The following is a 24,637-nucleotide window of genomic DNA, read 5'->3' as shown; positions in this document are numbered from 1 at the left end:
CCTCTCGTCACGCCGGGAAATCCGGCACCTGGCAAGAGAACCGCGCCCGGCAAGACCGGTTCCCCAATCACCCCTTCCTTAGAAGCTCATATCGAACCCCAGCCGGATCGTGCGCGGCTGCAACGGGGTGATCTGGTTGCGTTCGCGCAGCAGGAAGGGCGAGCCCAGCGCAAAGCGGTTGCCGCGCCCATCGAACAGATTGGTCAGCGACAGAGTGACGCCGCGCGTTGGCTGCCCGATCCGGATTTCGAGCCCGGTATCGACGTAATCGCCCTGCAATTGCCCGAGGATCGGCCCCACACCCAATGTCGACTTGCCGACATAGCGCAGATAGCCGCGCGCCCGCAGGTCCACCGTGTCCGACAGCGGTGCGCTGTACGACACGCCCAGCCGCCCACTGAGATCGGCGATATTGGGCAGGCGGCGCATGTCCTTCTGCGCCAGACGGCGCGCGGCGGCATTGGCGTCGGCAAAGTCCGCCCCCTCCGCGAAGCCCGCCGCCAGCAGCGTGTTCGCGCCGATAGTCAGCGCCAGATCCGATGGATCGGACACTTTGCTGTCGTTGAAATAGATCGCGCCATCCACTTCCAGCCCGCGCGCCGGACGCCAGCGGGAGGACAGCCCGAGCGAGAGCACGCGCCCGTTCCCGACATTGAGTGTGGTGGGGAAACCGAAACCGTCGATCATATCGGCCTGGATATGCCGCCACATGGTCCACGAACCGGTCGCCTCGATATCGAAATCCGCGTCGTGATAACGCGCGCCGCCTTCGAACGTGGCGACACGATCACCCTTGTAGCGCTGAATGAATTCGCGCCGCACCGCGATCCCGCCGGGGCGGAACCCCTGCTGATAGCGCGCGAACAGCGTCAGCTTGTCGCTCGGCCGGTAAGCCAGCGCCGCCGAAGGCAGAAGGCGGGTTTCCTTGCGCCCTTTGCGCGCTTCCGGAGAGAGACTGTCGGCCACCGTTTCCAGCACGTCGGAAGAAGCGCCCGTCAGCCGCGAATGGGTCAGCCGCCCGCCCAGTGTCAGCGTCAGGCGCGGGAGCGGTTCCACGGTTCCTTCGCCGTAGAGCGTTACTTCGCGCACTTTGTTGCGCACCCCGGTCAGCGGCGTATCGTGCACCGCGCCGTCCATCGTGCGGCGCACGCGGGCTTCGTTGCTCAACAGGCTGAGGCCGATCAGCCAGCCCTTGCCGTCCCGGTCCTTTCGCGCCAACCGGGTTTCGGCAGTGAGCATTTCGATGTGGTTTTTCTGATTGTACGCCGCAATCGTCGTGGCAGTCGGGGCCTGGGCGGGATCTGTCGGCTCCACCAGTTCCGCGCCTTCGAACTGCTCGGACACGTACTGGCGCGTGTATCCCACCGAGGTGGTCAGTTCGAGCGGCCCCCACGATTTGCTCACGATCATATCGGCCAGCCAGAAATCGTTGCGATAGGGCTGCGCGATACCGCTGCCACGGCTGAGCCCGCTGCCGTGCTCGGCATACTGGCTGTCCGCGCCCTTGATCCGCTGGCCCACGGCGCTGAGATCGACTATCCAATCGTTGCCCGGATCCCAGCGCAACGCCACCCGCCCGCCGATGGTGCGGACATCGTTGACATCCTTCAGCCCGCGCCGCGTATCGTCGATATAGCCGCCTTCGATCGCACCGAACGCCAGCGCGCGCAGGCCGAGCTGGCCTTCGACCAAGGGCAGATTGAGGATTCCGCCGCCATCCACCCCCGGCTGGCCATGCTGCACCGCCTGCACGCCGCCGAATGCCGCGCCGCCGACCCGTTCCAGATCGGGCGCATGCGGCACCACGCGGACGACCCCGCCCAGCGAGCCCGCGCCGTAGAGCGTGCCCTGCGGCCCTTCGAGCACTTCGACGCTGTGCACGTCATAGAGGCGCAGGCTCGGATCGGGCGCGCTGTAGGTGATGCGGCTGTTGCCCCAGTATTGCCCAACGGTGGCCTGAGTCGGGCCGACGAAGCTGGAATCGGCAATCCCGCGAATGAATATCTTGTTGCGGCCGGGCCCCAGATGCGTCGTCACCACGCTGGCCAGCCGGGTTTCGATCGCGGCCGATCCGCGCGCGGCGTCGGCGGTCGAAATATCCTCCCCATCAATACGCTGAAACCCGCCCGGATAGGCACCGAGCGGGATATCGCGTTTGGTGGCGGTGACCACGATTTCCTGTGGCGGCGGCACGGCCACCGGCGGTGGCGCGGGCCGTGGTCCCGCGTTCTGCGGCGGCGGCCGGCGGGGCGGGCCTTGCGCGGCGCGCGGCGCGGGTTCGATCAGGTAGCTGGCCGGGGCGACTTTGCGGGCGCGCAGCCTGGTGCCGCGCAGCATCACCGCCAGAGCCTTCTCCACCGACATCGTGCCATTGACCGCGCGCACCCGCACCGCCGCCAGCCCCCGGTCGCGAAAGCCGATGCTGGCGCCCGATTGGCGGGCAAGATCGCCGATCGCTGCCTGCAACGGGCCCGAAGAGACATGGACGCGCGCCGCCGTGTCGCCCGCATAGGCAGGCGTGGCGATCAGCGCGGCAAGCACGGGCAGGCAGCTAAGGGCGCGAACCATCGGCGGGCATCATCTTCCATGCGGAACCATCCGGCGCGAACCGCACGCCAAGCAGCGGCCCGACACGGGCGAACACATCCTGCGGCGATCCCGCCACGCTCAGCGTTCCGGTGAAACGGAGTGTCTCGATAGAGGGATCGGCGCGCACGTCCAGCCCAGTGTTGCGTTGCAGATCGCGCGCCACCGCATCCAGCGTGGCATCGTCATACTGCAACGTGCCGTTCTGCCAACTGCCGACCGTGGCGGTATCGGCCTTGCGCAGCACCGGCCGCGCCTTCTTTCCCGAACGGTGCAGCGCCTGGCCCGCATCCAGCCGGATCGCATCGGCCGCCGGTTCATAGATCACCGCGCCATGCGCCACGGCGACATCGATCGATCCGTCCTCGCTCAGGACGTTGAATACCGTTCCCGCATCGAGCAACCGCGTGCCCCCCGCCATCACCACGAAAGGATCGCTTTCGTCATGGCGGACGGTGAACAGCGCTTCGCCCGCCGCCAGTTCCACTTCGCGCGGCGTGCGCTTGTCGAGATGGATCGTGGTGCCGCCGTTGAGGATCACGCTCGATCCATCGGCAAGCTGCACCGTGCGCCGCTCGCCCGGCTGCGTGGAAATCGTGCTGTTGTTGAGCTGTTCGAGCACTGTCCAGCCGCCCAGCGCCGCGACGACCGCCGCCGCCATGCCCACGCCGAGGAACCAGCGCCGGTTGCGCGGGCGCGGTGCGAATTCGACCACGTTTTCGGCCTCGTTCTCCGCCGGTATTTCGTGCACCGGCGTTTCGTCCGCCTGCGCCGCGCCCACCGCCAGAGTTTCAGCCGCCCAATCATCAAGATCGAGCGCTTCGTTATAAGCCAGCAGATGCGCCGGGTCCTGCTCCAGCCATTCGGACAGGCGCTCCCACCCGGCGAATGCCGGATCGTGCGTGGCCATCACCCATCGGCGCGCCTGCGCCCCGATGCCGTCCTCGTGTGCGTGTTTGCTCATAGCGCTTTCATGACGCAGACACCGGCTCTATTCCGCATCCAGTCTTTCCTTCAGTTCCGCCAGCGCCCGATAGGCCTTCTGCAGATCCTTCTCCACCGAACTGAGGCTGATCCCCAGTTCACCCGCGATCGCCGCCTGCCCGACACCATCCACGCGATAGCGGCGGAACACCCGGTCCACCCGCGGACCCAGCGCGGCCAGCACCCTGTCCACTTCGCGCAGGTTCTGCCGGGCGATCAGCGCCCGTTCGCCCGATGGCTGTTCCTGCGCGGTGGGCCCGGCTTCGTGCCAGGCATGCTGGCGCCGTTCGCGGCTGACGTTGGAACGGCGCCTGTCGCGCATCATGTTTTCCGCCGCGCGGAACAGATAGGACAGCGGCTCCGCGATCGGCTGCGCGGGCGTGGCGGCCACGCGCTGCCACAGGTCCTGCAACACATCCTCGGCCTCGTCTCCGGCCCCGCGCGCAGCGAGGAACCGCAGCAGGCGCCCGCGTTCGTTCAGCAGCACAAGCTGCAAGCCCTGAACCTGTTCCTCCTGATTCATCATTCCGGCCAAATATCAGCGTATCCATCCACCGGCCATACCGCCGCGCCCGCTTGAGGGCAGCAGCCCCTTTCCGGCCGGACCGGCGCCTGCGAACACCGTCAGGCCGATCATAGCCCGCTTCCACCCGCTTGTCCTGCTTCCATCCGGGCGCGGGCATAGGCCGACAGGTGTGGCGCTTCCGGCGCGGCGGCCTGGGCGAAAACATAGGATGAACCGCCTGCCGCGCGGCCCGTGCCGCCGATGCCGATATAGCCGAGCGGATCGACTGCCCGCCCATGCACCCGCACTTCGAAATGGAGATGGTTGCCGGTGGAACGCCCAGTCGATCCGATCAGGCCGACGATCTGTCCGCGCGCAATCGGTGTGCCGCCACCCACCGCGATCCGCGACAGATGGGCATAACGGGTCCGCAGCCCCTGCCCGTGATCGATCTCCACCATCTTGCCATAGCCGCCTCTTACCCCCGCGAAGGTCACCATGCCGGTTTCGGAGGCTTGCACCGGTGTGCCGTGATCGGCGGGGATATCGATCCCCGCATGCAAGGCGCGGCGGCCAAGAATGGGATGAGCGCGATAGCCGAAGCGGGACGACAGGCGCGGCAAGGCGGCGGCCCCGCTTTCGCCAGCCGCACCGCCTGCGGCAGGCTCCGCGCGCCTCATGGCGGGGAGCGCAGGCGCACTGTCGCCCGGCCAGTCCTGCATCTTGCCGCGAAAGGCCGCGCTTGCGCCGCCAGGCAATTCCTGAGCGGCGCAAGGCGCGACGGCCGCAATGGACGGGGCAAGACACATTGCGACACACAGCCATGAAGAAAGGCGTAGGGACATCGCCCCGATGACGGAGCGGCCCGGCCGATCCCGCAACGCATTTCCGCAAAAACTTTTGCGCCCGGTTTTTTGCGGAAATCCGCGCCCTGATCCGTCTCCCTGCTGTCAACCGCTCTACGCACAGGAGGAGGCCGAGGATGAATTTGACCGAACGCCGCATGCTCGACATGCTGAAGAAGGGGCGCGATCATTACGGCGTCGTCGCCGTGAAAGCCGAATTCGAGGCAGAGGGCACACGGCCCGACGAACTGCTCCGCCTGACCGAACTGGTCTTCCGGGCCGATCTCAAGCTGGCGCTCAAGATCGGAGGCTGCGAAGCCGTGTCCGATCTGCATGCCTCACGTCTCTATGGGGCAGGCTATATCATCGGCCCGATGGTGGAAACGCCCTATGCCCTGCGCAAGTTCATCGAAGCCAGGGACACGGTCTATGGCGCGGATGCGGCAGGCACCGAATTCCTGTTCAATCTCGAAACCGAAACCACGCTGCGCAATCTCGATGCGATGCTGCCGCTGGCGCAGGGCAAGCTTGATGGCATCGTGTTCGGCCGCGTCGATTTCACGCTGTCGCGCGGGCTGCCGCGCAACGCCATCAACCAGCGCATGATCACCGATGCGGTGCTGCAAGTGGCGCAAGCCTGCGCCCGCGCCGATTTCGATCTGGTGGTCGGCGGGTCGGTCGCGCTCGAAGCCGCGCCGGTCCTGCGCGAAGTGCGGCAGACCCGGCTGGACCGGTTCGAAACGCGCAAGATCGTGTTCGACGGCGCGCTGGCCGATACCCCAGTGTTCGAGGAAGGCATCGCCAACGCGGTGGCTTTCGAACTGGCCTGGCTGGAGAACAAGCGCGATTACTACGGCACGATCGCCGGTGAGGACATGGCCCGCATCCGCATGATGCAGGATCGCTGCCACGCCGCGATGCGCCCCCGGATCGTGACTTTGTCCGCCTGAACCATGGCTTTGCAGGATATGGTTTCCGCAATCATGCGCGAGGTCGCCGAGGATGTGGTGCGGCCCCGCTTCTGCATGCTTGGCGCGGACGATATCGCCGAGAAGAGTCCCGGCGAAATCGTCACCTGCGTCGATCATGAAGCGGAAATCAGGCTGCAGGATCGCCTGGCCGGATTGGGCCTTGGCGCGCGGATCGTCGGAGAAGAAGCGGCATCGAGGGATCCGCGACTGCTCGACGATCTGGACCGTGGATTGGTTTGGCTGATCGACCCGCTCGACGGCACAGCCAATTTCGCGGCGGGGCGCCGCCCGTTCGGCATGATGGTCGCGCTGGTCGCGGATGGCACGGTGCAGGAAGGATGGCTTCTCGATCCCCTGTCCGGCCGCCTGTGCCACGCGCGGCGCGGCCAAGGCGCAACGTGTGACAGGCTTCCGGTTCGCGCAGCGGGAACCGGGCTGTTTCCTCCCCGGGCTACGCTCGGCACACAATTCCTGTCAGCCGGACGGCGGGCGCGCGTTCTTGAGGGAGCACGCGCGCTCGCCGTCGTTCCTATCCCGCGCTGCGCGGCGGAAAGTTATGCCCGCCTCGTGCTGGGGGAAGACGATATCGCTCTCTATCAGCGCATTCTCCCGTGGGATCATGCCGCCGGCGTGTTGTTCCTGGAGGAAGCGGGTGGCCGCGCCACCCATTGGGACGGCAGCCCGTTCCGCATTGGCAGCCCCGGTGTGGGCGTGCTGGCCGCCGCCAGCCCGGCGCTGTGGGATATTGCCGCCGCCGCGCTTCTCACCCCCGCCACGGGCCTTGCCCGCATGGAAAACGCCGTTTTATGAATCCCCTGCTCCGTTTCGCCTTCTCGGGGAGCGTTCTGGCGCTCGCTCTGGCGCCGGCTGTCGCCGCTGCCCAACTGGCCCCGCCGGTCGCCGCCACCGGCAGTGTCGACAGCCGCGACAGCCGGACCGCCGGCCCCGCCGCCGCCGCGACACAGGTGGCCATTCCCGATACGCCGTCGAACATCTACCAGCCGCCGGTGCTTGCCGGCGCGCCGGCCGAGGCGGCCGACGATGCACCGTCCCCCGCCACCCCGGCGCCCGTGGCGATCAAGCCGCCGCCGCCGTTCAGCGAATACGAAAGCTTCGTCACCCGTGTGGCAGGCAAGCCGATCCGCCGCTTCGGCTACGAACTGCTGCTGCCCGATGCACGCGATTTCACCGCACCGGCGACCACCGCGATTCCCACCGACTATCGCATCAATCCGGGGGATGAGATCCTGCTCGGCCTGTCGGGTTCGGTGCAATCGTCCGACCTGCGCCTGAAAGTCGACCGCGAGGGGCGCATTTTCGTGCCGCGCATCGGCGCGGTGATGGTGGGCGGTGTGCGCTATGGCGATCTGCACGGCGTGATCGCGCGCGAAGTCTCCCGGCAGTACCGCAATTTCCAGCTCGACGTGACCGTGGCCCGGCTGCATGGGATCACCGTCTATATCACCGGATTCGCCACCACGCCCGGTTCCTACACACTCAGCAGCCTGTCCACGCTGACCAATGCCGTGCTGGCGGCGGGCGGCCCGTCCACCGGCGGCAGTTTCCGTTCGATCCAGGTGCGCCGCGGCGGCAAACTGGTGTCCGACTTCGACCTTTACGACCTGCTGCTGAAAGGCGACCGCAGCGGCGATATCGCGCTGCAGAACGGCGATGTCCTCTATATCGCTCCGGCGGGCGAACAGGTGGCGGTGCTCGGCAGCGTCAACCGCGAGGCGATTTTCGAAGCCGCCCCGGGCGAGACGCTGAACGACGCCATCCTTTATGCCGGGGGCATCAGCACGGTGGCGGACGCCAGCCGCCTGATGCTGCTCGACTCGCTGGGCCAGACCGACGGCGGCTGGCAGGAAATCAGCGCCGGGGACGCGCGGGTGCGCAAGATTCGGCGGGGCGATGTGATCCGGGTGCTGACCAACATGGCCATCGCCCATCCGCAGCAGGGGCAATCGGTGCTGGTGACGATCAGCGGCGAAGTGGCCCGGCCGGGCCGCTACTATTTCCGCCCCGGCACACCCCTGTCCGAAGTGGTCGCCAGGGCCGGCGGCCTCACGGCCGAGGCCTTCCCCTATGCCAGCGTCATCACCCGCGAAAGCGTGAAGCAACAGCAACAGCACAGTTATGATCGCGCCTTGCGCGATGCCGAACTGCTGCTGACCGCGCAGCCGGTCACATCCGTCCGCCGCGCGGAAATGGTCCGCCCGGAAAACCTCACGCTTGTCCGCGCGATCGTCGCCCAGTTGCGCGAACGCAAGCCCGATGGGCGGCTGATATTCGATCTGCCGGTCACGTCCCGCGAATTGCCCGGCGATCTGGTTCTGGAAAACAACGACACGATCCATGTGCCGCCGCGCCCGGTGACGGTGGGCGTGTTCGGCGCGGTGCCCAGCCCGGCCTCGTTCGCCTATCGCGACGGGCGCACGATCCGCGAATTCGTCGAAGCGGCAGGCGGGATACAGCGCATGGGCGACAAGAAGGAAATCTTCGTCGTGCGCGCCAACGGCACCGTGCTGGCCAAAGGCGGGCGGGCGCTGGGGCAGAAGGCTCTGCCCGGCGATCTGATCTATGTCCCGATCAACGCCAATCGCGGCGAATTCTGGGCCCGCCTGCGCGATATCACCGGGTCGCTGTTCGGCGGGCTGATCGGCGCGGCCTCGATCAAGGCGCTGATCGAATGAACCGCGCCGGCGCCCTGATCACGCAGGCGAAAGCCGCCTGGAACACGCCGCGCCGGCGCCGTATCGGCTATGCCGTGCTGGCGCTGCTGCTGGCGATCCTCTGCGCGTTTCCCCGCCCCTACGTCGCGCGCGCCAAGATGGTGCCGCAGGACAGCAACACCATCGGGCTGGGATCGACGATGAACGCGCTCGGCGGCCAGTTCCAGGGCTTTGCCGCGCTGCTGGGCGGGGCGCGCCAGCCGATCGATCTCTATCTCGCCATCGGCCGCAGCACCGAAGTGACCGACGACGTGATCCGCCGCCTCAAGCTGGTCGGCCCGCAAGGCTATGCCAACATCGGCAAGGCGCGCGTCGCGCTGGCCCGCAAGGTCGATGTCCATTCGCTGACCGGCGGCATTCTCGAAATCACCGTGCGCACCCACGATGCCGGGGAAGCCAAAGCGCTCACCACCGCGTTCGTCCACGCCATCGGCGAACGGATCGTCCGGCTCGACGAGGATCGCATCGAGCGCAAGCAGGAAGTGGTGATGAACCGCTTCCAGCAGGCATCGGCGCGGCTGGTTGCCGCCGAAACCGCGCTCGATGCCTTCCGCCGCAAGAACAGCCTGGCCGAACCCGATGTGGAATTGGGCTCCGCCCTGTCGCTGCGCACCCGGTTGGAAGCGCAGTTGCAGGCCAAGCAGGTCGAACTGCAAATGCTGGAAAAATTCCAGGGGCCGGAAAACCCGCAACTGCAAGCCGCGCAGGCCGAGGTCGCTTCGCTGCGTGCGCAGATCGCCCGCACCGCCGTGCCCGATCGCAGCGCCGCCGGGCTCAATGTCGCGGGGCTTTCCGGCCTGTCGAACGAATATCTCGCGCTCTATCGCGATTATCGCTTCGCCCAGGCGCTACACGAGGTTTACACCCGTTCTTCGGAAGAAGTCGCGGTGGAAGCAGTGGCCGGGGAAACCGCCACCGATGTGCAGGCCATAGAGGCCGCGCATGTCGATGCCGATCGCAAGTATAACATTCCCGCCGTTGCTCTGCTGGGGTTGCTGGCGCTGATCGCGCTGTTCACCGAAATCTACGCACCCGCCACGGGGATAGACCTGCGCCTGCGCGGCGCCCGCAAGGGCGATGCGGCATGAGCGCGATAAGCCCCCGGCCCGAACTCTCCATCGTCATCCCGTGTTATAACGAGGAGGACAACGTCCGCGCGATCTGCGCCGCTGTCACCGAACAGGCCGAACGCTGCGCCGCTTCGCACGAGATCATCCTGATCGACAACGGATCGACCGACCGCACCCGCGCGCTGATCCGCGAAGTCTGCGCCGCCGACCCGCGTATCCGGGCGATTTTCAACACCCGCAATTTCGGGCAGATGCGTTCGCCCACTTACGGCATCTATCAGGCGAGCGGCGCGGCCGTGATCGGCATGTGCGCCGATTTCCAGGACCCGCCCGCGATGATCGGCGAATTCGTCCGCCGCTGGCGCGAAGGCGCGCCGATCGTGCTGGCGCAGCGGCGCAGCGAGAAGACCGCCCTGCCCGTCGCGATCACGCGCGATCTCGGCTATGCCTTCCTCAACCGCTTCGGCGACTATCCGGTGCTGCCCGGCGTCACCGGTTTCGGCCTCTACAGCCGGGAAGTGGTGGACACCCTTGCCCGCTGGAACGAGCCTGAACCGTTCTTCCGCGGGATGCTGGTGGAAAGCGGATACCCCATCGCGCTGATCCCGTTCGACCGGCCCCAACGGGCTGCGGGCGACAGCAAGAACACCTTTGCCAGCCTGTTTTCCTTCGCGTTGTCCGGGGTCGCGTCCTCGGGCAAGAACCTGCTGCGGCTGCCGGTGATCCTCGCCGCGTGGACCGGGCTTGCCGCGCTGCTGCTCGCCGGTGGCACGCTTGCCGCGCTGCTGCTCGGCGGACCGGCCTGGCCCTTGCTGGGCCTGACGATCCTGACCGGCATGTTCGCCGTCATGCTGCTGTTTCTCGGCCTGATCGGCGAACAGACGCGTATCCTTTCCGAACGCTGCCGCCATGTGCCGCTGGTGATCGAGGCGGAACGGATCAACTTCTCCCCCTCCCCCCACGCCGCGCCGTACCAGCCATGAATCCCGCCGCGCGCTTCTTCCATCTCCTGCCGGAAATGACGCTGGCTTTCGCGGTGCTGGCCAGCGCGTTCGCCACCTGGCTGTTCTTCCGGCTGACCGGCTATCTCCCGCAACCGTTCGTGTTCGACACCAACGACACGTTCATGGACTGGTTCAACACCGCCTACTGGGCCAATCGCCAGGGCATCTACGATGTGTGGCGAAGCATATACCCGCCGCTGTCCTTCGTTTTCCTGGACACGTTCAGCCTGCCGGGCTGCTATCTCCAGTCACCGCTCTATGCCCGCGATTGCGACTGGCTGGCGCGCGGGACGATCATGGGATTCTACGCGCTCAACGTCGTGATCGCGTGGGCCAGTTTCCACCGGGCGGACCGCTACACCGCGCCGATGCGCGCGCTGGCTTTCGGGCTCGGACTGCCGCTGCTGTTCACGCTCGAACGGGGCAATCTGATCCTCGTCGCGCTGCCGTTCTTCATGCTTGCCTATGGCCCGCTGATGCAATCGAAAGCATGGCGCTGGCTGAGCATGGCGGTGACGATCAATTTCAAGCCCTATCTCGTGCTGCCCGCGCTGGCGCTGGCGGTGAAGCGCGACTGGCGCATGCTCGAACTGGCGGGGATCGCCACTGTCGCGCTCTACCTTGCCACGTTGGCGTGGGTGGGCGGCGGCACGCCGATGGAACTGGTTTCCAACACCGCGCACTGGGTGGTGTTCCAGGGCGCGCAGGTGTGGAACGAAGTCAATTATTCGACCAGCTACGCCCCGTTCCTCGCACTGCGCGAAGCGGGCATTCCGCTGCTGCGATTCGTGCCTTCGCGCCTTGTCGAAACGATCGAGATGCTGGTGCCCATCGTGATCCGCTGCACCCAGGCGATGGCGCTGGCCGCGCTGGCGGCAAGCTGGGTGCAGCCGAAAGCGGTGCCGCTGTCGCGCATCGCGGCGATCATGCTGGGGGCCTACCTCGTCACCCAATCGCCCGGCGGATACACCCAGGTGTTCCTGCTGTTCCTGCTGTTCCTCGAACCGTGGCGGCGGCCCGGGCCGATCATCGCGCTCACCTGCGGCTATCTGCTGTGCGTGGTCGGCGATTGGCCGCTGGCGCAAGTGCTGCAACTCACCACCAACAGCTGGCTGAGCGAACGCACCGTCAATCCCGCTTTCGGGCTGACCGTGGGCCATTTCCTGCGCCCCGGGCTTATCGTGCTGATCGTGTGGATGCTGGCGCTCGACACGCTCGACCGTGCGATCCGCGCGCATCGCCACCACGCTCCGCACGTGGGGTTGAGCGCCGCATGATCCCGCCTGCCGACCTTGCCGCAATGGACGCGGCGCTCGCCCCGCTATGGCCGCGTCTCGATGGCGCGCGGCTGTTCGTGACCGGGGGCACCGGCTTCATTGGCCGCTGGATGCTGGAAGCGCTGGCCCGCGCGCCGATTGCGGTGGAGGCCGTGCTGCTCAGCCGCGACCCCGCGCGGTTCGCGGCACAGGCGCCGCATCTGGCGCGGCGTTTCCATCTGATCGCGGGCGACATCGCCCGCTTCACACCGCCGCCGGGCCCCTTCACGCATGTGATTCACGGCGCGGCCGATGCCAGCGCGGCATTGAACGCACACGATCCGCTCTGCATGTTCACCACGATTGTCGATGGCACCCGCCGGATGCTCGATTGCGCGCGCGGCTGGCAGGCGGGGCGGATCATGTTCATGAGTTCGGGCGCGGTTTACGGCGCACAGCCACCCGATGTGCCCCATGTGCCCGAAACATGGCCCGGCGCGCCCGATCCGCGCGATCCGCAATCGGCCTATGGCGAAGGCAAGCGCGCGGCGGAAATGCTCTGCGCGATTTACGGCAGGCAGTTTGGGCTGGATGTGGTCACCACCCGAATTTTCGCGCTGCTGGGGCCGCTGCTGTCGCTCGATATCCATTTCGCCGCCGGAAACTTCATCCGCGATGCCATGGCCGGCCGCACGATCCGGGTGGAAAGCGCGGGCACCGCCGTGCGGTCCTACCTCTATGCCGCCGATCTCGCGGTGTGGATGTGGACCGCGCTGATCGCGGGCCGCGCGGGCGCCGCCTACAATGTCGGATCGGAGGAGGCGGTTTCGATTGCCGATCTCGCCCGGCTGACCGCCCGCGTGCTCGGCGCGCCGGAGGTGGAAATCCTCGGCCGCCCCGATCCCGGCTGGAACCCCGGCCGCTATGTCCCTTCCACCGCGCTGATCCGGCGGGAACTGGGCGTGCGGCCCACTGTCGCGCTGGATGAAGCGATCCGGCGCACCGCCTTTTCCCACGGCTTCTCCCACGGATAACAGCCATGAGCCTTGTAAAACTTTCCGACTGGATCGCCGCAACTCTTGCGCAGCGCGGCATCCGCGATGTCTTCATGCTGACGGGCGGCGGGGCGATGCATCTCAACCATTCGCTCGGCACGCATCCCGCGCTCACAACCACGTTCACGCATCACGAACAGGCGCTCGCCATGGCGGCGGAGGCTTATTATCGCCTCACCAACCGGCTGGCGGTGGTCAATGTCACATCCGGCCCCGGGGGCACCAATGCGATCACCGGCGTCTATGGCGCATGGGTCGATTCCATCGGCATGGTGGTAATTTCGGGGCAGGTGAAGACCGAAACCACCGTGCGCCACACCGGCCTGCCGCTGCGCCAGTTCGGCGATCAGGAATTGGATATCGAGGAACTGGTCCGCCCGATCACCAAATATGCCGCGATGGTGACCGATCCCCGCACGATCCGCTACCACCTCGAAAAGGCGCTGTACCTCGCCGGCAGCGGGCGGCCCGGCCCGGTCTGGCTCGATATCCCGCTCGACGTGCAGGCCGCGAAGATCGATCCCGATGATCTGCTGCCCGGCTTCGATCCGGCGGAACTGGACGAACCGTGGCGGCATACCGATTGCAGCATGGTTGCAGGCGATATTCTGGCCCGGATCGCCCGCACCGAACGGCCGGTGGTGTTCGCCGGAGGCGGGGTGCGGCTATCGGGCGCGCATGCGCAATTCCTCGCGCTGATCGACAAGCTCGGCGTGCCCGTCGTCACCGGATGGAACGCGCACGATGCGCTGTGGAACGATCACCCGCTCTATTGCGGGCGGCCCGGCACCGTGGGCGACCGCGGCGGCAACATGGTGACGCAAAGCGCCGATCTGCTGCTGATCCTCGGCAGCCGCCTCAACATCCGCCAGGTCAGCTACAACTGGGCCAGCTTCGCCCGCGAAGCGTTCAAGATCTGGGTCGATATCGATCCGCTGGAACTGCGCAAGCCCACGGTTACGCCCGATTGGCCCGTGGTGGCGGATTTGAAGGACCTGATCCCCGCACTGCTGGCGCAACCCTATCCGGGGCCCGGCGCCGCGCATCGCGAATGGCTGGACTGGTCGCGCGAACGCAATCGCCGCTTCCCCGCCGTGCTGCCCGAATACCGGGACCATGGCCCGCTGATCCACCCCTATGCCGCGATGGACGCCCTGTTCGACGCGCTGGACGAGGATGATATCGTCGTCACCGGCAACGGCAGCGCCTGCGTGGTCAGCTTCCAGGCGGCGCGGCTCCGGCGTGGGCAGCGGCTGTGGACCAATTCGGGCTGCGCGACGATGGGCTACGATCTGCCCGCCGCCATCGGCGCCCATGTCGCCAGCAAAGGCCAGCGGCGCGTGATCGCCATCGCGGGCGACGGTTCGATCATGATGAACCTGCAGGAAATGCAGACCATCGCGGGCTACGGCATGCCGATCAAGGTCTTCCTCATCAACAACAGCGGCTATGTCTCGATCTTCCAGACCCACCGCAATTTCTTCAACGGGGTGGAAGTCGGCGGCGGCCCAAAAAGCAACGTTACTTTTCCCGATTTCAGCGGCATCGCGGCGGCGTTCGGATTCGCCTATCGCCGCGCCGGATCGCACGGCGAACTGGCCGGCGCGATTGCGGAAACGCTGGCCCACGATGGCCCGGTGTTATGCGAACTGATGGTCGACGAACACGTGGCTTTCGCCCCCAAGCTGGGCGCGAAGCAGCATCCCGATGGCCGCATCACCTCCCCCGCGCTGGAAGACCTGTCCCCCTTCCTCCCGCGCGAGGTGCTGCGCGACAACATGCGCATCGCCTTGCTGGAGGAGGAATGACAACGCTGGCCCGCAAGAGCGAGCGCCCGCTGCGCTTCCTCGTCGCGGGCGGGATCAACACCGCGCTGGGCCTGGCGTTCTATCCGCTGCTGCTGTGGGCCGTGCCGTGGCTGCGCACGCATTACATGGTCGCGCTCGCCGTGGCGCAAGCGGTGTGCCTGTGCTTCGCGTTCACGCTGCACAAGCTCGCCGTGTTCCGCACGCGCGGCAACGTGCTGCGCGAATTCGCCCATTTCGCCAGCTTCTACCTGTTCAACTATGCGGTGAACTGGGCCACGCTGCCGCTGCTGGTGGAAGGGGCCGAAGTGCCGCCCGCCGTGGCGCAGACGGGGTTCACTCTGGCGCTGATCGTCGGCAGCTATTTCTGGCACAGCCGGGTGACATTCAGGCCGCGCGGGTGATCCCTGCCCCGGAAAGCGCAGCATAGGCCGCGATCTGCCGCCGCGTCACCGCGCGCGCATCCTCGCCCGCGCCGACAGCCTTGTGCCAATCCACGATCCAGCCGAGCGCCTGATCGAGCGTCAGCGCCGGACGCCAGCCGAGCGCCGCGCGCGCCCTGGAACAGTCGAGCCGCAGCAATCCCGCCTCATGCGGGCGCGGCCTCGTATCCGGCACGGCCGCCCCGGCATCGCCGCCCCAGGCCGCGCGCATCCGTTCCACGATCCATGACACGGGCCGCGCATCCTCGTCCGCCGGGCCGAAATTCCATGCATCGGCGAAAGTCCGCTCGCCATCCAGCAGGCGTTCGGCAATCCGTAGATAGCCGCCCAGCGCTTCCAGCACATGCTGCCACGGGCGCACCGCATCGGGGGAGCGGATCAGCGGAGCAATGCCGGCCTCGAACGCGCGGACGAGATCGGGCACCAGCCGGTCCTGCGCCCAATCCCCGCCGCCGATCACATTGCCCGCGCGCACGGTCGCCAGCGCAGGGCCGCCATCCATGAAATACGAACGGCGCCACGCCGCCGCGACGATTTCCGCGCAGCCTTTGCTGCTGCTGTAGGGATCGTGCCCGCCCATCGGATCGCTTTCGCGATAGGGCCAGACCCATTCGCGGTTCTCATAGCATTTGTCGCTGGTGACGCAGACGATCGCCCGCACGCCCCCGGCCCGCCGCGCCGCTTCCAGCACATGCACCGTGCCCATGACATTGGTGGCGTAGGTTTCCACCGGCTCGGCATAGGACAGGCGCACCAGCGGCTGCGCGGCGAGATGGAAAATCACGTCCGGCCGCACCCGTTCCACCAGTGCGCACAGAGCGCCGCAATCGCGCACATCGCCTTCGTGATGATCGATCAGTTCCGCCAACCGCGCGGCTGCGAACAGGCTCGGCTCGGTCGGCGCGGGCAAGGCATAGCCGGTGACTTTCGCCCCCATGGTATGGAGCCATAGTGCCAGCCAGCTCCCCTTGAACCCGGTGTGCCCGGTGACGAGAACGCGGCGCCCGGCCCAAGGCGCGCTCACCAGCATTTCCACGGCGCCTTGCCCATGGCCCACAGGTCTTCGAGATAGTTCTTGTCGCGCAGGGTATCCATCGGCTGCCAGAAGCCATCGTGGCGATAGCCCATGAGTTCGCCCCCGCGCGCCAGCCGTTCCAGCGGCCCGCTTTCCCACACGGTGTCCGGTCCTTCCACCAGATCGAGCACCGAAGGATCGGCGACGAAGAACCCGCCGTTAATCATCCCACCGTCGCCAGCAGGCTTTTCGCGAAAATCGATCACGCGCTGCCGGTCGAATTCCAGCGCGCCGAAGCGGCCCGGCGGGGCCACGGCGGTGATCGTGGCACGCTGCCCATGCCTCTTGTGGAAGTCCACCAGCGCGGCGATATCGATATCGGCCACCCCGTCGCCATATGTGAAGCAGAACGGCTCCCCCGGTTCGAGATAGGGCCGGATCGCGCCCAGCCGCCCGCCGGTCATCGTTTCAGGGCCGGTTTCGACCAGCGTGATCCGCCACGGTTCGCTGCGCGCCTGATGGACTTCCATCCCGTTGCCGTTGCGCAGGTCGATCGTCACGTCGGAGGTGTGGAGGAAGTAGTTCGCGAAGAATTCCTTGATCAGATACCCCTTGTAGCCGAGGCAGATCACGAAATCGTTGAGCCCGGCGGCCGAATAGATTTTCATGATATGCCACAGGATCGGCATGCCGCCGATTTCCACCATCGGCTTGGGACGAACGGCGGTTTCCTCGCCGAGCCGGGTGCCGAGCCCCCCGGCCAGAATTACGGTTCGCATCATCGCTCCACGTCTTGCGTTCGTGACGATGACGGACCCCTTCCCCCAACTCCGTAAAGCAGGCCCGGCGCGCTGGATCGCGCCCGCCCTTCTCCTTGCCATTCTCGCGCTGGCGGCCGCCTTGCGGCTGCACGGAATCGCTTTCGGCCTGCCCGCGCTGAACGATCCGGACGAGCCGCTGTTCATGATGACGGCATTCGACATGCTGCGGAACAGGACTCTCAATCCCGGATGGTTCGGCCACCCCGGCACGATCACGCTCTATTGCCTCGCGCTCGTCTGCCTCGCGGTGGGGATGCTGGGCATGCTGACCGGCCGCTTTGCCGGGGCCGAAGGGTTTGCCGAGGCGGTCTATGCCGATCCGGGCATCGTGTTCCTGCCCGCGCGGCTGTTCGTCATGGCCTGTGCGCTGGTCTGCATCGTGCTCACCTATCGTATCGGCAAGCGGCTGGGCGGTGAACGGATCGGGCTGATCGCGGCGGCAATGCTGGCGATCAACGCGGTGCATATCGAATATTCGCAGATCATCCGCACCGATATGCAGGCTTCGGTTTTCATGCTGCTGGGCGCATTGTCCGCGCTGGCCATCCTGCGCGACGGGCGGGAGCGGGATTATGTGCTGGCCGGTCTGTGGGTCGGCCTTGCCGCCGCGACCAAGTGGCCCGCCGCGCTGATCGCCATTGCACCGCTGTGCACAGGGTTCGCCCGTCTGCGCGCCGGGCAGCGCGAATGGGATCTGGTGATCCTGTTCGCCATAGCCGCTGTCGCCACGCTGTTCCTCGCCTCGCCCTATCTCCTGCTCGATTATCCGGCGGTGCTGCGCGATCTGGCGGGGGAAGCGCGCACCATCCATCCCGGCGCGACCGGCGGGGGCTTCCTGTCCAATCTCGCTTGGTACATCACTGGGCCGCTGGCGGGATCGTTCGGCATGGCGGGGCTGGCGCTGGCCGGTGCCGGGCTGGCCTGCGCCGCATGGCGGGACAGGCGCTGGGCGCTTGTCGTGCTGCCGGTGATCCTGCTCCTGCTTGCCGTGCTCTGCGCGCAGCATCTCGTCTGGGTGCGCTGGGTGGTGCCGCTGCTGCCGTTCCTGGCGCTGGCTCTGGCTTATGCGCTTTGCGCCCTGCATGACAGGTTGCGGGCGCGCCTCCCGGCCAAAGCGGCCTGGGCTGCCCTGCCGCTGATGTGCGCGCTGCTGGCGGTGCCGATGCTGCAGACCGGCCAATCCCGCGCGGCGGAGCGCGCGCACGATACGCGGCAGGCAGCGACTTTCTGGATACGCCAGCATGTGCCCGCCGGGCATTCGGTGCTGGTGGAAGAAGCCGCTATCGATCTTCTGCGCGACGGACGGCGGGTGATCTTCCCGCTCGGCGCGGCGGGATGCATCGATGCGCGCGAAGCCCTGGGCGGACAGATCGAATATGGCGAAGTGGAGAACAAGCGCGCCGCCAGCCCGACTGTCGATCTCGGCCATGTCGCGCTGGAAAGGATCGCCAGTTGCCGGGCGGATTATGCCATCGTGACGCATTACGATCGCTATCGCGCCGCCCCCATTGCCTTTGCAGAAGCGTTGCAGCGCTATCGCGTGGTGCTGGAAGGGGCCGCGCTGGAAGCCTATTTCGCACCGCGCGCGGGGGAAAGCGGCGGCCCGGTGACATATGTCTATCGCCTTGCCCCGCGCTCCGCACGGTGAACAGCTGTTATATTCCGATTAAATAAGTAGGAATTTAACCGCAATCGCCTTATGAGAGCCTCCGTTTCTGGAGCGCGCCCATGGATGTGCAACTTGCGGTTATCTGCCTGCTGACTTTCGGTATCAATCTGATCGGGGCGCTGGCTTACGCCGCGCGTATCGCCGGGGTGCGCACCCGCAAGATCGCCATATCCTTTGCACTGTTCAATGTGCTGGTGCTGCTGTCGCGCCTGTCGAACAGCTTTCTCGGGCCGTTTCTGGCCAAACGAATCGAAAGCGCGCTGGCTACCGGCGCGGGCGATCATCTGCTGGCCGATTTCCGCATGATCCTGTTTTCGGCCACGGCCGCCACCGTGCTCGGCACTTTGCTGATTCCCACGGTGCAGCGCTGGTTTTGCAGCGCAATCAACGATTTTCAGGATCACCGTTCGATTCCCAAACTGGTGATGCACGCTTTCGCCAAAGGGGGTTTGGGCTATCTGCGCCGCACCAGCACCGCCCCGAAAGTCGCCCACATCGCCCAGTTGCGCAAACCGCGCGGGGTTTCGCGCAGCGTGATCGCGCTCAATGTCCTGGCGCAGGCGCTGTTGACGGTCGGGGTGGTCGCCTCGCTCTATGCCGGCTATCTCTTTCCCGATTACCGCGTCACCGCGTCCCAGCTTTCGGCGGTGGTCAACGGATTTGCCACCATCCTGCTGTTTATCCTGATCGATCCGCAGCTTTCGGTCATGACCGATGACGTGATTTCCGGGCAGGTCAGCGAGCCGATGTTCCGTCGCACGATCGTCTGGCTTTCCCTGAGCCGGGTGGCCGGAACCCTGCTGGCGCAACTGTTGTTCCTGCCGGCCGCCTGGCTGGTGGTCTATGTTGCGGGGATCGTCTGAACCGCGGCGCGAATCGCGCTATCCCCCGCCGATATCGCCAACCCGAAGCCGGATAGTCTGCCGCCGGGCCCGGCCAGCTCTGTCGCCGTCGCCGTCGCCGCAGCGTCGGGCATCAATTGCCGCGAAATCAACCGGATAAGCGAAAACCAGGAATTGGGCGCGCGATAGCAACGCTTCATCGACAGACCAATACCCTATCAGTTATATAGGAATTATAGAAACCCGCAGCACACCATCGAACCGCAGGAGCACAAGATGGCGACATCCCACCGACACGATAACAAAGACCCGCTGATCCTGATCATCCCGGGCCTGAACGACAGCGGCCCGCGCCACTGGCAGACGTTGTGGGAACGCGAACACGCCGATTGCGTGCGCGTCGAACTGGGCATGTGGGACAATCCGCACCGCAACACCTGGGTGAACAAGCTGAATGCCGCCATTCACGCGAGCAATCGCCCGGTGATCCTCGCCGCGCACAGCCTCGGCTGCCACGCCGTCGGCTGGTGGAACGCACTGGAACGGCCCGGCGCCGACAGCAAGGTGCTGGGCGCGCTCCTGGTCGCCCCGCCGCAGGTGGAAGGGCCTGCCATCGATGCGCGCATCGCCGGGTTCGCCCCCGTGGTGCGCCAGCGCCTGCCGTTCACTTCGATTCTCGCGGCCAGCCAGAACGATCCCTATATCCCGTTCGGGCAGGCGAAGAAGCTGGCCCGCATCTGGGGTAGCCGGCTGGTCGATGTCGGCCCGCTGGGGCATATCAACGCGGATTCGGGCATCGGCAACTGGCCCTATGGCCGCTATCTGCTCGATCGCCTGATCGCCGCCGTCGCTCCGCGCCCGGCCGCGCTCGTGCCCGGCCGCAACGCCGATCATCTCGCCGCGCGCGAAACGCGTCTGGAAATCGGCCGGTGAAAGCGAATTCCGTACTCGATGCGATCGGCAACACCCCGCATATCCGCCTGTCCCGCCTGTTTCCCGATGCGGATGTGTGGGTGAAATCCGAACGGTCGAACCCCGGCGGTTCGATCAAGGATCGCATCGCACTGGCTATGATCGAAGCTGCCGAGGCGAGTGGCGAGTTGGCGCCCGGCGGCACGATCATCGAGCCGACGTCGGGTAACACCGGCGTCGGTCTTGCCATGGTTGCCGCCGTGAAAGGCTATCGCCTGATTCTGGTGATGCCGGAATCGATGTCGGTCGAGCGGCGGCGGCTGATGCTGGCCTATGGCGCGGAATTTGCGCTCACCCCGCGTGAAACGGGCATGAAGGGCGCAATCGAGCATGCGCTGGAATTGCAGGCCCGCACGCCCGGCGCATGGATGCCGCAACAGTTCGAAAACCCGGCCAACACCGCCATCCATGCGCGGACAACGGCGGAGGAAATCCGCCGCGATTTCGCCGATCACCCGATTGACGTGCTGATCAGCGGGGTAGGCACCGGCGGCCACGTGAGCGGGGTGGCGCAGGCGCTGAAGAAAGTCTGGCCCGATCTCAAGGTCTTCGCGGTGGAACCCACTCTGTCCCCCGTGATCAGCGGCGGCCAGGGCGCGCCGCATCCCATCCAGGGGATTGGCGCGGGGTTCATTCCCGCCAATCTGCACACCGAACTGCTGGACGGCGTGATCCGTGTCGATCCGGCCGAGGCCAAGGACTGGGCCCGCCGCTCCGCCACGACGGAAGGGCTGCTGGTGGGCATATCGTCCGGCGCGACGCTGGCCGCGATAGAGCACCAGCGGCAGCAACTACCGCCCGATACCCGTATTCTCGGCTTCAATTACGATACGGGCGAACGCTATCTTTCGGTGCCCGATTTCCTGCCCCTGGAAGAATAGCCAGACTTTATCCCCCAACAGACAGAGACCAATTCCAATTCCCGAACGAGAGTTTAAACAGATTGGGCCGGTCAATCACCGGTTCAGGCCGCAACACTTATCCGCATGATCCAGCGATGACCCCGAAACGCGCCCTCATCATCCGCCACGTGCCCCACGAAGGGATTGCCGGCTATCGCGCCCCTATCGAAGATGCCGGCTACGAAGTCGACCGGATCGACGTGACCGATCCCGAGTTCGCCACGCTCGATCTGTGCACGCCCGATCTGCTCATCATGATGGGCGGGCCGATGGGGGTGTACGAACAGGATCGCTATCCCTGGATCGCCTGCCAGTTGCGCCGCCTGGCCCGGCGGCTGGAAGCCGACCGGCCGACACTGGGCGTCTGCTTCGGGGCGCAGATGATGGCTGCGGCGCTGGGCGGCGAAGTCTATGCCGGGCCGGTCAAGGAAGTCGGCTTCCATCCGGTGCACATCCATCACGATGTGTCCGCCAACCCGCTGCATCACCTGGCCGATACGCCGATCCTCCACTGGCATGGCGATACGTTCACGCTGCCTGACAATGTCGAACTGCTGGCGTCGAGCCACCTCTATCGGCATCAGGCCTTCCGCCGGGGGCGCAATATCCTCGGCCTGCAATTCCATGCCGAAATGGGGCTCGATCCGCGTTTCGATGCCTGGGTCGACCAATGGCCCGAAGCGGTGGTGGAAGCAGGCGGAGACGAACAGGCCCTGCGCCGGGCGCACGCCGACTTCGGCCCCGGCGCGGTGGACGCCGGACGCGCGATGATCCGCGATTGGCTGACCGGCTTTGTCGGCCCGACGGCTTACACCATCGCGGCGCAGCCTGCGGCCACCTGATCGCCGACAGCGCGTCGGCCGCGCATCACGGCGCGGCGATCTTCGGCCATTCGGGCTTTGCCTGTCATCGAAATGTAATAGGATCGCACGATGCAGTGGTCCGACATGGAACAACAGACATTCGATTCGACCGGCGGCGAACCGGAAGCGGCGGCGCTGCCGCCCGTCCCCGAAGGCGGCGCGCGCTATTTCAACCGCGAGTTGAGCTGGTTGAATTTCAACCGGCGCGTGTTGGATGAAGCGCGCAACACCGATTATCCGCTGCTGGAACGGCTGCGCTTTCTATCAATCTCGGGGAACAATCTCGACGAGTTCACCATGGTCCGCGTGGCCGGGCTGGCCGGGCAGGTCGAACGCCAGATCGGCGAAATCTCCATCGACGGCCTCACTCCGGCGCAACAGCTTTCCGCCGTGCGCAAGGCGGTGATCGAACTGCTGACCGACCAGCAGGCGGTGTGGGATGAATTGCAGCGCCTGCTGGCCCGTGAAGACATTCTGGTAAGCGGCGAACGGCATCCTTTCACCGCCGAACAACTGGAATGGCTGGAAAAGCATTTCCACGAAGCGGTGCTGCCTATCATTACGCCACAGGCGATCGATCCCGCGCACCCCTTCCCGTTCATCGCCAATCAGGGGATGGGCATCCTGTTTTCGCTCACCCGGCTCGCCGATCAGTCGCCGGTGATGGAAATGGTGCTGATCCCCACCGCCCTGCCGCGCTTCATCCGCCTGCCGGGGCCAACGGCAGTCTATATCAGCATCGAAGACCTGATCTGCCGCTACACCGATATCCTGTTCCCCGGCTTCCGCTTCGAAGGGCACGGCGTGTTCCGCGTGCTGCGCGACAGCGATATCGAAATCGAGGAAGATGCCGAAGATCTGGTCCGCTATTTCCGCCGCGCGATCCAGCGGCGGCGGCGCGGCAAGGTGATTCTGCTGCAATTGCAGGGCGAACTGAACCAGACGGCCGAGGAACTGCTGCTCGATCAACTCGGGCTCGAACAGGCGATGGTCATCAAGACCGGTGGACTGGTCGGTATGTCCGGCCTGTCGACGATTGTCGATGAAGACCGGCCGGCCCTGAAGTTCCAGCCTTACAATCCGCGTTTCCCCGAACGGATCAAGGAACATGACGGCGATTGCTTCGCCGCGATCCGTGAAAAGGATCTGATCGTCCACCACCCTTACGAAAGCTTCGAAGTGGTGATCGATTTCCTGCGTCAAGCGGCAACCGATCCCGATGTGGTGGCGATCAAACAGACGCTGTACCGTGCGGGCAAGCAATCGGCGATCATCGCCGCGCTGATTGCGGCGGCCGAAGCGGGCAAGTCCGTCACCGCCGTGGTCGAACTGAAAGCCCGGTTCGACGAGGAACAGAATCTCCTCTGGGCCAGCCAGCTCGAACGGGCGGGCGTGCAGGTGATTTACGGCTTCGTCGATTGGAAGACTCACGCCAAGGTATCGATGGTCGTGCGCCGCGAAGGGGACAGCTACCGGACTTACTGCCACTTCGGCACCGGCAATTATCACCCGTTCACCGCGCGCATCTACACCGATCTCAGCTTCTTCACCGCCGATCCCAAGGCGGCGCGCGATGCCGGGCGGCTGTTCAATTTCATCACCGGCTATGTCGAACCGCGCGAGATGGAAGTGCTGTCCATTTCACCGCTCAATCTGCGCGACAGGCTCTACAGTTGCATCGATCGCGAAATTGCGAACGCCCAGGCGGGCAAACCCGCCGCAATCTGGGCCAAGATGAACCAGCTCACCGACGATGGGCTGATCGAGCGGCTTTACGCCGCCAGCAACGCCGGGGTGGAAATCAATCTGGTGGTGCGCGGCATCTGCTGCCTGCGGCCGGGCATCCCCGGCATGTCGGAGCATATCGCGGTCAAATCGGTCATCGGCCGGTTCCTCGAACACAGCCGCATCTGGGCCTTCGCCGCCGGATCGGCGCTGCCCAATCCCCATGCCGAAGTGTTTATCTCCTCGGCCGACGGGATGAGCCGCAATCTCGATCGCCGGGTCGAACTGCTGGTCCCGATCCGCAACAGCACCGTGCACGATCAGGTGCTCGATCAGGTCATGCTGGCGAATTTGCTGGACACGGAGCAAAGCTGGCTGCTGGAGCCCGATGGCACCTATCGACGCATGGACAAGGGCGACGAGCCATTCAATCTGCACCGCTATTTCATGACCAATCCTTCCCTTTCCGGGCGCGGGGCCGCGCTGGCCAAAGGGCGCAAGGTGCCCAAGCTCTCGCTGCGGCGCGGGGCGGCCTGATGGCCGCTGTCAGCCACACGGTCCCCGATCCGGCA

The 24,637-nt window shown here is 66.0% G+C and carries 21 protein-coding genes; 15 read left to right on the top strand and 6 right to left on the bottom strand.

The genetic code is table 11. The features are described from left to right. Positions 1 to 78 precede the first annotated feature (78 nt). The 4 genes from K5X80_RS07060 to K5X80_RS07045 all read right to left on the bottom strand — a co-directional run bounded on the left by K5X80_RS07060 (position 79) and on the right by K5X80_RS07045 (position 4,797). The gene (locus tag K5X80_RS07060; RefSeq protein ID WP_222560136.1) at positions 79 to 2,568 is read right to left on the bottom strand and encodes a TonB-dependent receptor; all 2,490 of its coding nucleotides are present in this window, start codon (positions 2,566 to 2,568) and stop codon (positions 79 to 81) included. Then, positions 2,552 to 3,550: a FecR family protein gene (locus K5X80_RS07055; protein WP_222560135.1), complete on the bottom strand. Its 999-nt coding sequence runs from the start codon at positions 3,548 to 3,550 to the stop codon at positions 2,552 to 2,554. The genes K5X80_RS07060 and K5X80_RS07055 overlap by 17 nt, the downstream gene beginning before the upstream one ends. Before the next feature lie 27 nt (positions 3,551 to 3,577). Then, a complete protein-coding gene (locus K5X80_RS07050) occupies positions 3,578 to 4,093 on the bottom strand; it encodes an RNA polymerase sigma factor (protein ID WP_283249286.1) in 516 nt (171 codons plus the stop codon). A gap of 110 nt (positions 4,094 to 4,203) precedes the next feature. Beyond that, positions 4,204 to 4,797 carry a M23 family metallopeptidase gene (locus K5X80_RS07045; protein WP_222560133.1) on the bottom strand — a complete coding sequence of 198 codons (594 nt, stop codon included), beginning with the start codon at positions 4,795 to 4,797 and terminating at the stop codon, positions 4,204 to 4,206. A gap of 260 nt (positions 4,798 to 5,057) precedes the next feature. Here K5X80_RS07045 and K5X80_RS07040 point away from each other — a divergent pair, with 260 nt between their 5' ends. Genes K5X80_RS07040 through K5X80_RS07000 form a run of 9 tightly spaced genes read left to right on the top strand, consistent with a single transcriptional unit; the run spans position 5,058 to position 15,217 of the window. Then, positions 5,058 to 5,870, top strand: coding sequence for an aldolase/citrate lyase family protein (locus K5X80_RS07040; RefSeq protein ID WP_261390668.1), 813 nt, complete (start codon positions 5,058 to 5,060; stop codon positions 5,868 to 5,870). Positions 5,871 to 5,903: 33 nt separating this feature from the next. Continuing rightward, positions 5,904 to 6,701 carry an inositol monophosphatase family protein gene (locus tag K5X80_RS07035; RefSeq protein WP_222560132.1) on the top strand — a complete coding sequence of 266 codons (798 nt, stop codon included), beginning with the start codon at positions 5,904 to 5,906 and terminating at the stop codon, positions 6,699 to 6,701. Then, a complete protein-coding gene (locus tag K5X80_RS07030) occupies positions 6,698 to 8,584 on the top strand; it encodes an SLBB domain-containing protein (RefSeq protein ID WP_222560131.1) in 1,887 nt (628 codons plus the stop codon). Before K5X80_RS07035 ends, K5X80_RS07030 begins: the two co-directional genes overlap by 4 nt. Next, positions 8,581 to 9,711 (top strand): hypothetical protein, encoded by a 1,131-nt coding sequence (locus K5X80_RS07025; protein ID WP_222560130.1) that lies wholly within the window; start codon positions 8,581 to 8,583, stop codon positions 9,709 to 9,711. The genes K5X80_RS07030 and K5X80_RS07025 overlap by 4 nt, the downstream gene beginning before the upstream one ends. Further along, entirely contained in the window at positions 9,708 to 10,676 is a 969-nt protein-coding gene (locus K5X80_RS07020) for a glycosyltransferase family 2 protein (RefSeq protein ID WP_222560129.1), read from the top strand. Before K5X80_RS07025 ends, K5X80_RS07020 begins: the two co-directional genes overlap by 4 nt. Then, entirely contained in the window at positions 10,673 to 11,974 is a 1,302-nt protein-coding gene (locus K5X80_RS07015; protein ID WP_222560128.1) for a hypothetical protein, read from the top strand. The genes K5X80_RS07020 and K5X80_RS07015 overlap by 4 nt, the downstream gene beginning before the upstream one ends. Continuing rightward, a complete protein-coding gene (locus tag K5X80_RS07010; RefSeq protein ID WP_222560127.1) occupies positions 11,971 to 12,987 on the top strand; it encodes an NAD-dependent epimerase/dehydratase family protein in 1,017 nt (338 codons plus the stop codon). Before K5X80_RS07015 ends, K5X80_RS07010 begins: the two co-directional genes overlap by 4 nt. Positions 12,988 to 12,992: 5 nt before the next feature. Next, a complete protein-coding gene (locus tag K5X80_RS07005; protein WP_222560126.1) occupies positions 12,993 to 14,816 on the top strand; it encodes a thiamine pyrophosphate-binding protein in 1,824 nt (607 codons plus the stop codon). After that, positions 14,813 to 15,217: a GtrA family protein gene (locus K5X80_RS07000; RefSeq protein ID WP_222560125.1), complete on the top strand. Its 405-nt coding sequence runs from the start codon at positions 14,813 to 14,815 to the stop codon at positions 15,215 to 15,217. Before K5X80_RS07005 ends, K5X80_RS07000 begins: the two co-directional genes overlap by 4 nt. Here K5X80_RS07000 and rfbG read toward each other — a convergent pair. Together rfbG and rfbF are read right to left on the bottom strand one after the other, a co-directional pair. After that, positions 15,201 to 16,286, bottom strand: a complete 1,086-nt coding sequence (gene rfbG / locus K5X80_RS06995) for a CDP-glucose 4,6-dehydratase (protein ID WP_222560124.1) — start codon at positions 16,284 to 16,286, stop codon at positions 15,201 to 15,203. The two genes, K5X80_RS07000 and rfbG, sit on opposite strands and share 17 nt — an antisense overlap. Then, positions 16,277 to 17,053, bottom strand: a complete 777-nt coding sequence (gene rfbF / locus K5X80_RS06990; protein WP_502778649.1) for a glucose-1-phosphate cytidylyltransferase — start codon at positions 17,051 to 17,053, stop codon at positions 16,277 to 16,279. Before rfbF ends, rfbG begins: the two co-directional genes overlap by 10 nt. Positions 17,054 to 17,078: 25 nt before the next feature. Here rfbF and K5X80_RS06985 point away from each other — a divergent pair, with 25 nt between their 5' ends. The 6 genes from K5X80_RS06985 (at position 17,079) to K5X80_RS06960 (ending at position 24,602) form a co-directional block, all read left to right on the top strand. Further along, on the top strand, positions 17,079 to 18,740 hold the full coding sequence (locus K5X80_RS06985) for an ArnT family glycosyltransferase (protein ID WP_261390692.1): 1,662 nt from the start codon (positions 17,079 to 17,081) through the stop codon (positions 18,738 to 18,740). Between the two features lie 80 nt (positions 18,741 to 18,820). Beyond that, on the top strand, positions 18,821 to 19,624 hold the full coding sequence (locus K5X80_RS06980; protein WP_222560122.1) for a lipid II flippase Amj family protein: 804 nt from the start codon (positions 18,821 to 18,823) through the stop codon (positions 19,622 to 19,624). A gap of 255 nt (positions 19,625 to 19,879) precedes the next feature. Then, positions 19,880 to 20,536 carry an RBBP9/YdeN family alpha/beta hydrolase gene (locus K5X80_RS06975; RefSeq protein ID WP_222560121.1) on the top strand — a complete coding sequence of 219 codons (657 nt, stop codon included), beginning with the start codon at positions 19,880 to 19,882 and terminating at the stop codon, positions 20,534 to 20,536. Beyond that, positions 20,533 to 21,456: a cysteine synthase A gene (cysK, locus tag K5X80_RS06970; RefSeq protein WP_222560120.1), complete on the top strand. Its 924-nt coding sequence runs from the start codon at positions 20,533 to 20,535 to the stop codon at positions 21,454 to 21,456. The genes K5X80_RS06975 and cysK overlap by 4 nt, the downstream gene beginning before the upstream one ends. Positions 21,457 to 21,572: 116 nt before the next feature. Continuing rightward, positions 21,573 to 22,319 (top strand): glutamine amidotransferase, encoded by a 747-nt coding sequence (locus K5X80_RS06965; RefSeq protein ID WP_222560119.1) that lies wholly within the window; start codon positions 21,573 to 21,575, stop codon positions 22,317 to 22,319. Positions 22,320 to 22,409: 90 nt separating this feature from the next. Beyond that, entirely contained in the window at positions 22,410 to 24,602 is a 2,193-nt protein-coding gene (locus tag K5X80_RS06960) for an RNA degradosome polyphosphate kinase (RefSeq protein WP_222560118.1), read from the top strand. Positions 24,603 to 24,637 lie beyond the last annotated feature (35 nt).

The organism is Caenibius sp. WL (genome assembly GCF_019803445.1).
Classification (GTDB): Bacteria; Pseudomonadota; Alphaproteobacteria; order Sphingomonadales; family Sphingomonadaceae; genus Caenibius.
The sequence above is the reverse complement of the archived record's forward strand: the minus strand, read 5'-3'. Positions and strand labels throughout refer to the sequence as shown.